6 protein-coding genes and 1 pseudogene are annotated in these 6,160 nt (G+C 70.7%); 6 read left to right on the top strand and 1 reads right to left on the bottom strand.

The window, feature by feature from the left end; all coding sequences use genetic code 11:
- Positions 1-265: 265 nt before the first annotated feature.
- Entirely contained in the window at positions 266-739 is a 474-nt protein-coding gene (locus AAHZ94_RS26885) for a rhodanese-like domain-containing protein (RefSeq protein ID WP_349995957.1), read from the bottom strand.
- 93 nt (positions 740-832) lie between these two features.
- On the opposite strand from AAHZ94_RS26885, the gene AAHZ94_RS26880 reads away from it, so the two are divergent.
- The 6 genes and pseudogenes from AAHZ94_RS26880 to AAHZ94_RS26855 form a co-directional block, all read left to right on the top strand.
- Positions 833-1,288 carry an Lrp/AsnC family transcriptional regulator gene (locus AAHZ94_RS26880; protein ID WP_349995956.1) on the top strand — a complete coding sequence of 152 codons (456 nt, stop codon included), beginning with the start codon at positions 833-835 and terminating at the stop codon, positions 1,286-1,288.
- A gap of 543 nt (positions 1,289-1,831) precedes the next feature.
- Complete coding sequence (locus tag AAHZ94_RS26875; protein WP_502964793.1) at positions 1,832-3,007, top strand: radical SAM protein; 1,176 nt, start codon at positions 1,832-1,834, stop codon at positions 3,005-3,007.
- A 12-nt stretch (positions 3,008-3,019) separates the two neighbouring features.
- Positions 3,020-3,277: an acyl carrier protein gene (locus tag AAHZ94_RS26870; protein ID WP_349995954.1), complete on the top strand. Its 258-nt coding sequence runs from the start codon at positions 3,020-3,022 to the stop codon at positions 3,275-3,277.
- A complete protein-coding gene (locus AAHZ94_RS26865) occupies positions 3,274-4,599 on the top strand; it encodes an ATP-grasp domain-containing protein (RefSeq protein ID WP_349995952.1) in 1,326 nt (441 codons plus the stop codon). Before AAHZ94_RS26870 ends, AAHZ94_RS26865 begins: the two co-directional genes overlap by 4 nt.
- The gene (locus AAHZ94_RS26860; protein WP_349995951.1) at positions 4,596-5,801 is read left to right on the top strand and encodes a hypothetical protein; all 1,206 of its coding nucleotides are present in this window, start codon (positions 4,596-4,598) and stop codon (positions 5,799-5,801) included. The genes AAHZ94_RS26865 and AAHZ94_RS26860 overlap by 4 nt, the downstream gene beginning before the upstream one ends.
- Before the next feature lie 41 nt (positions 5,802-5,842).
- Positions 5,843-6,160, top strand: a pseudogene (locus AAHZ94_RS26855) (hypothetical protein); the annotation flags it as partial.

Below are 6,160 nucleotides of genomic sequence, written 5' to 3'. Positions count from 1 at the left end.
CGGCCTCGCACCAAGCCACCGGCCTCGTGCCAAGTCATTCGCTCCCCACCAGGTCACTGGCTCCGTACCAGGTCACCGGCCCCCTCGGGGCCGGTGGTCCCGTGCCGGTGAGTGGCCCCCGCCCTGCACCCGAGTCACCCAAGGGCCCCGAGTCACCCTAGGGCCCGAGCCACCCCAGGGCCCCGAGCCACCCCAGGGCCCGAGTCACCCCCGGCTTCCGAGGCACCCCCCGGCTGGGCGGGTGGGGTGGCCCGGGGGTGGGCCGTCAGCATGCACAGACGGGGGAGCCGACCGGGGCGGTCAACGGGTCGGGCTCGCGCCGCTCCGTGCCGGTCGGTGTGGCGACCGTAAACCCCTCCCGAATCCAGTACTCGATGCCACCGATCATCTCCTTGACACGGTAGCCGAGTTGACTGAGCGCCAGCGCCGCGCGGGTGGCTCCGTCGCAGCCCGGCCCCCAGCAGTAGGTGATGACCGGCACTTCGGGGTCGAGCAGGTCCGCTGCTCGGGTCGGGATGTCGGCGGTGGGCAGGTGGATCGCGCCCGGCACGTGGCCCTGTTGCCAGCCGGCGTCCCCACGCGAGTCGACCAGGACGAAACCGGGGTCGGCCGAGTCGAGCGAGGCACGGACGTCGGAGACGTCGGCCTGGAAGGTGAGGCGGGCGGCGAAGAAGGCGGCGGCCTCCGCGGGCGGCGCCGGGGGCATGCGCAGGGCGGGGCTTGCAGAAAAGTTGCTCATGCGGAAGACACTACGGAGCGTAGCCGCGGTCGGGAACGGATGATCCCCGGTGGCTGTCGGGCATCACCACGGATCGCGTGGTAATCCTTGTCCATGGCCGATGATTCCCTGGACGAGATCGATGTGCGCATCCTGGAAGCCCTCCAGCACCACGGGCGGGCCAGCTACGCCGAGCTGGCCCGGACCGTTTCCATGTCGGCCAGCGCCGTCACCGAGCGGGTGCGACGTCTGGAGGAGAGCGGTGTGATCCGCGGGTACTCGGCGGTGGTGGACCCGCAACGGCTGGGCCTCGACATCCTGGCCTTCGTCCGACTCCGGTACCCCACCAGCAACTACAAGCCGTTCCACGACCTGGTGGCGGCCATGCCCGAGATCGTGGAGGCCCACCACGTCACGGGCGAGGACTGCTTCGTCCTCAAGGTCGTCGCCCGGTCCATGCGCCACCTCGAAACGACGACGGGCCGCATCGCCGGGCTCGGCTCGGTCACGACCAGCGTCGTCTACTCCAGCCCCCTCGTACGCCGCGCGATCACCACGACAGTTCCATAACCGGTGGGGTGGGGTGGCGGCGGGAGCGGGAGGACTGGTCGCCGTCGAGGAAATGCCGTGATCTTCGCGCGGCACGGCTCCGTGCGCCCGGCGCCCGGGGGGGCGACGGTGGGGCGGCCCGTCGCGCGGGCGAGTTCTCACACCGCGGAGCAACACCACTCAAAGGCCCGGCACGGCGATCCGTTTCGCGCTGTCTATATTGCGCCGGTCGTCGTTCGGAACGAAGCGGGGTGGAATTGCCGTAGTGGCATACCTGCGCCACGCACTTGGTTCCACTGCCGACCTCCGGGCGGCAATCAAGATCCAGCGGTTCGACCTTGCGGGACGGGCAGGGTGAGACCCTGGAATAGTGGCCTAGACCACCTATGGGTGTCAAGGCCCCGAACCCGGGTCTGCACCTGTGAACAGTCCATGGATACAGGCCTGTTGACCTTTGTGCCCGGCGAGCCGAGTATCGGTTGACAGTGGTGGCGCACGCACGCCACGATGCGACAGATTGCTCCACGAATTCGCTTTGCCTTGCCAGTCGAACCGAGGAGTGAGATGTCTCCCAGGACGAGTCGTAAGCTCACCGCAAAAGAATTCGCAGAGATCAAGCATACGGTCGCAATTCGCTCCCAGTCCCGGGCCGGGTTACGCGCCGACGGGGCCTATGCGGCGGATATACCGCGTGAAGTCAGCCTCCAGCTCACCTATAAGTGCAACTTGCGCTGCACACACTGCTACCAATGGAACGAGCAGGGCTTCTTCCGGGACTGGGGAATCGACAAGCAGCGGCAGGAGCTCGACCCCAAGCTGATCGAAAACATCCTCCAGGAAACCTCTGGAGTGCCCGGGCGGCTGTACATCTGGGGTGGCGAACCCCTGATGCACAGCCGCTTCGACGAGGTGTCACGTCTGATCGAACGCCATCCGCGCACCGTGACCATGTGCACCAACGGCCTGCTCTTCCAGCGCCACATGGACGACCTGCTGCGTATCGGTGAACACCTCAATCTCCTCGTCAGCCTGGACGGACTCGACTCCGACCACGACGAACTGCGCGGTCGCGGCACGTTCAAGCGGACGATGAAGAACATGGAGGCCATGCTCGACCTCCAACGGAAAGGCGAATACCGCGGTCAGGTATCGGTCGGCTGCATGGTCTCGCACGTCACCGTGCACCGCATGTACGAGTTCATGGAGTGGGCGGAGGAGGTCGGCGTCAACACCGTCTACTTCCAGTTCCCCTGGTTCATCAGCCCGCAGGTCGCCGAGGCGATGGACGAGGTCTACCGCGAGCACTTCACCTGGCTTGAGCCCGACACCGGGACGGCCCGCCCCACCTGGCACTCCTACACCTACCGGCTGCCCGAGGAGTTGCTTCCGGTACTCCGGGACTCCATGGCACGGCTCGCCTCCCGCACCTGGTCGCCGCGCATCCGCTACCAGCCGGAACTGGCGGAGGACGAGGTCGAGTCGTTCATCCTCGGCACCTCGGAGCCGGCTCAGCGACGCACCCGCTGCCTGGCCGTCACCAACCGCATGGAGGTCCATGCGGACGGAAACGTGAGTTCCTGCAAGTTCTTTCCCGAGTTCGTCGTCGGGAATCTGTACGAGACGCCGACGCTGCAACTGTGGCAAAGCGAAAAGTTCCGCCGCGTCCGTACGATCCTGGCCGAAACGGGAATGATGCCGGTCTGCTCGAAGTGCATTCTCCTCTACATGAACGGGGTGTGAAAGGTGCAGGAGATGACCGACACCGAGGCGCGGGTGATGAAGGTGTTGGCCAACGTGCTCAGTCGCCGGCTTGAGCCCGCCCAGATATCGCCCGACGTCGACATGGTGGCCATGCTCGGCCTGGATTCGCTGGAGGCCATCGAATTCCTGCTCCAGATCGAGGACGAATTCGACATCGAGCTGGATTTCGAGAACCTGAGCCTGCAACACCTCAAGTCGGTCCGTACGTTCAGTGCGGAGGTCGTCGCACGCCGGGAACCCGCCCCGTGACGGTCGGAACCGGCCCGGCGCAGCGCCTGGGCACCGCCCGCTTCGGCACCTTCGACGCCGAGCGGTTCTGGTGCCCGCCCGCCCGCACCCGACTGCCCAGCCTGGTGGGTGCCGAGGCCCAGGCAGTGGTCGCCGGCCTCGACGAGGCGCTCGCCGTGGCCTGCCAACCCGATGACCTGCTGATCACCCGCGGTGCCCTGGCCCCGGCCCAACGCGAAGCGCTCGGCGCGGCGGGCATCACCTTCCGGTCCCTCGCGACCGGGCCCGCCGCGCCGGGCGAGGCCGATTCACCGCTGGAAGCGGCGATCGCCGACGACCCCGCGCTGTGTCGCGCCCTGGCCGGGGCCGCGCACCTCCAGCCGTACGCGGTCATCCCGGCGACCACCCCGCTGCTGGCACGAGTCCCGGACAGCGAATCCGAACTGCCGCCGCCCGCCGTCGTCCAGGAGGTCAACGGCAAGGCGTGGTCATCGGAGTTGGCGGCGGCGCTCGGACTGCCCGGAGCGGGCACGGTGGTCCGCTCGGCAGCCGAACTCGCCGCAGCCGTCGAGCAGTTGGCTGGCACCGTCCTGGTGAAGGACCCCTACGGCGTGGCCGGCCGCGGCACCGTCGAGGTCACCGGACCCGGAGCGCTGCGCCGGCTCGTACGCCGCATCAAGACCCAGGAGGACGCGGGCCTGCACACCGAACTGGTGGTGCAACCCCGCTACGAGCGGGCCGTGGACTTCTCCGCCCACCTCCAGGTGCGCCCGGACGGCACCTGGTTCCTGCGCGGCCTCCAGGGCATGACCAACGGCGGCTACCGGCACGCGGTCTCCCACCCGGTGCCACCCGAGCTGCCGGCCGAACTCGACCGGCGCGGCTACCCGGCCGTCCTGGAACAGGTGGCCAGCGCGCTCGCGGCGGCGGGCTACACGGGCCCCGCCGGCATCGACTCCATGCTGCTCGCCGACGGCGGCTGGCTGCCCGTCCTTGAGGTCAACGCCCGGATGTCGATGGGGCTGTTGACGCTGGAGCTCGACGCACGCTTCCGGTCCCACGGCCTCCGCGCCCATCTGTGGCAACAGGACGTCTTCGTGGCCGAGGGAGCCGACGTGACCAACCTGCTGTTCGCACTGCGCGCGGCGGGACTGCTGTACGACGGCGGTGCACGGCCCGGCGTGCTGCCCCTGTCGGGCGGCAGCCTGTGCACCCCGCGGGGCCGGCTCGTCTGCGCCGCCCTCTGCACGCCGGAGGAGTTCCCGGCGCTGCGGGCCCGTACCGAGCACTGCGCGGCCACCGCCGGGATCGGCACGACCCGCGTGGAGGTGCCGGCCGGATGATCGCCGTCCTCACCTCTGGGGTGGCGCTCGGCGCGCACGTGCCGGGCGTGCGCCTCGCCCAGCGGCTGCGCGAACGCGGCGCCGACGTCGCGGTCGACGTACTGGAACGCTGGCTGCCGGCCGACCGGCTGGCGGCCGTGGTCGACTCCCGCCGGCGCTTCCAGCGCAACCTGCGGTTTGCGGTGGCCGCCCAGGGCCTGGCGACCGACCCGGTCGACGACCTCACGCCCGAGGCCGTGGCGGCGCTCGAAGCGCACTGGGCGGAGCAGGAGGTGGACACCTTCGTGGTGTTCTCCGGCTTCTGGCTGCGGCTGCTCGACGGCTACCTCACCCGTCGGCCGACGCGTACGGTCGCCTGCCACGTCGACGCCGTGATCTCACCCTCCTACCGTCGCGCGGGCCGCTACGCACCCGGGGCCGAGCACGTGTGGCTGGCCCGCGCGGACGGCACCCTGCCCTGGACCATCCCCGTCGACCCGCGCCCGCCGCTGCCGTGGGCCGCGCGCGGGGATCGGCTGCTGGTGCACGGCGGCGGCTGGGCCATCGGCAGCTACCGGGCCCGGGCGCGGCAGCTCGCCGGGGCCGGCCTGCCGCTCGACCTGATCGTGCCGCAGGCGTCCGCGGCGATCGACGGGGCCCGCTGCTTCACCCTCGACCCCGACTGGCACCCCTGGCACGACGACGGCCTGCCACCGCTGCTGCCCGTCCCCACGAACACCACCAGCCCGACGAGCACCGTCAGTTTCATGGACGCTGCCACCTCGACGAATACCCCCACCCCCACGCGTACCGCCACGCCCGCGAACGCCGTAACCCCCGCGACGTCCGCAGCTCCCACGGCGCCCGGGAGCCCCACCACCTCCGCGGACCCCGGGGCGCAGGGGCGGCACCTGTCGTACGAGCTGGCCAGGTCGGCGCGGGCCATCGTCAGCAAGCCAGGCGGTGGCACCCTGCTCGACAGCCTGTGGACGGCCACCCCGCTGGTCCTGCTGGAGCCGGCGGGCAGCCACGAGGCCGCCAACGGGAAGCTGTGGCAGCAACTCGGCTTTGCCCTGTCCTACGACGAGTGGAGTGCGTGCGGCTTCGCCCCCGAACGCCTGGAGCCCCTGCACCGGGCGTTGCTCGGCGCCGCCGCCCGGCCGCGCAACCTGCTCGACGGCCTGCTCACCCGCGAATCAGAGGCGAAGGTGGAACACCCGTGACCGTCACCATCCACGACCAGGACCTGCACGCCGCCCAGCAGATGTGGGACTACCTGCTCCTGAACCGCCCGGCCCGCCCCTGCTCGGTGGCGATCGGCCTGGGCAGCCACGACCTCGGGGTGGCGACGACCGCGGCCGACCACTACCGCGCCGGGCTCTTCCCCACACTCGTGTTCACCGGCGGCAACAGCCCCACCACCAAGGACCGCTTCCCGCGCGGCGAAGCGGTCCACTACCGGGAGCCCGCCCGCGCGCGCGGCGGGGCCGCGGCCGCCGGACAGGTCGCGCCGCGCGCCGCCCCCCCCCGGCCGCCCAACACCCCCCCCCCCGCCCGGGGCGCCCCCCAGGGCCGGGCCGGG

It is taken from the genome of Streptomyces sp. HSW2009 (genome assembly GCF_040240285.1).
Lineage (GTDB): Bacteria > Actinomycetota > Actinomycetes > Streptomycetales > Streptomycetaceae > Streptomyces.
The sequence above is the reverse complement of the archived record's forward strand: the minus strand, read 5'-3'. Positions and strand labels throughout refer to the sequence as shown.

Excerpts from the sequence above, each read along its gene's own strand:
- AAHZ94_RS26885 (WP_349995957.1), bottom strand. The coding sequence starts at position 739 with ATGAGCAACTTTTCTGCAAGCCCCGCCCTGCGCATGCCCCCGGCGCCG.
- AAHZ94_RS26880 (WP_349995956.1), top strand. The coding sequence starts at position 833 with ATGGCCGATGATTCCCTGGACGAGATCGATGTGCGCATCCTGGAAGCC.
- AAHZ94_RS26875 (WP_502964793.1), top strand. The coding sequence starts at position 1,832 with ATGTCTCCCAGGACGAGTCGTAAGCTCACCGCAAAAGAATTCGCAGAG.
- AAHZ94_RS26870 (WP_349995954.1), top strand. The coding sequence starts at position 3,020 with ATGACCGACACCGAGGCGCGGGTGATGAAGGTGTTGGCCAACGTGCTC.
- AAHZ94_RS26860 (WP_349995951.1), top strand. The coding sequence starts at position 4,596 with ATGATCGCCGTCCTCACCTCTGGGGTGGCGCTCGGCGCGCACGTGCCG.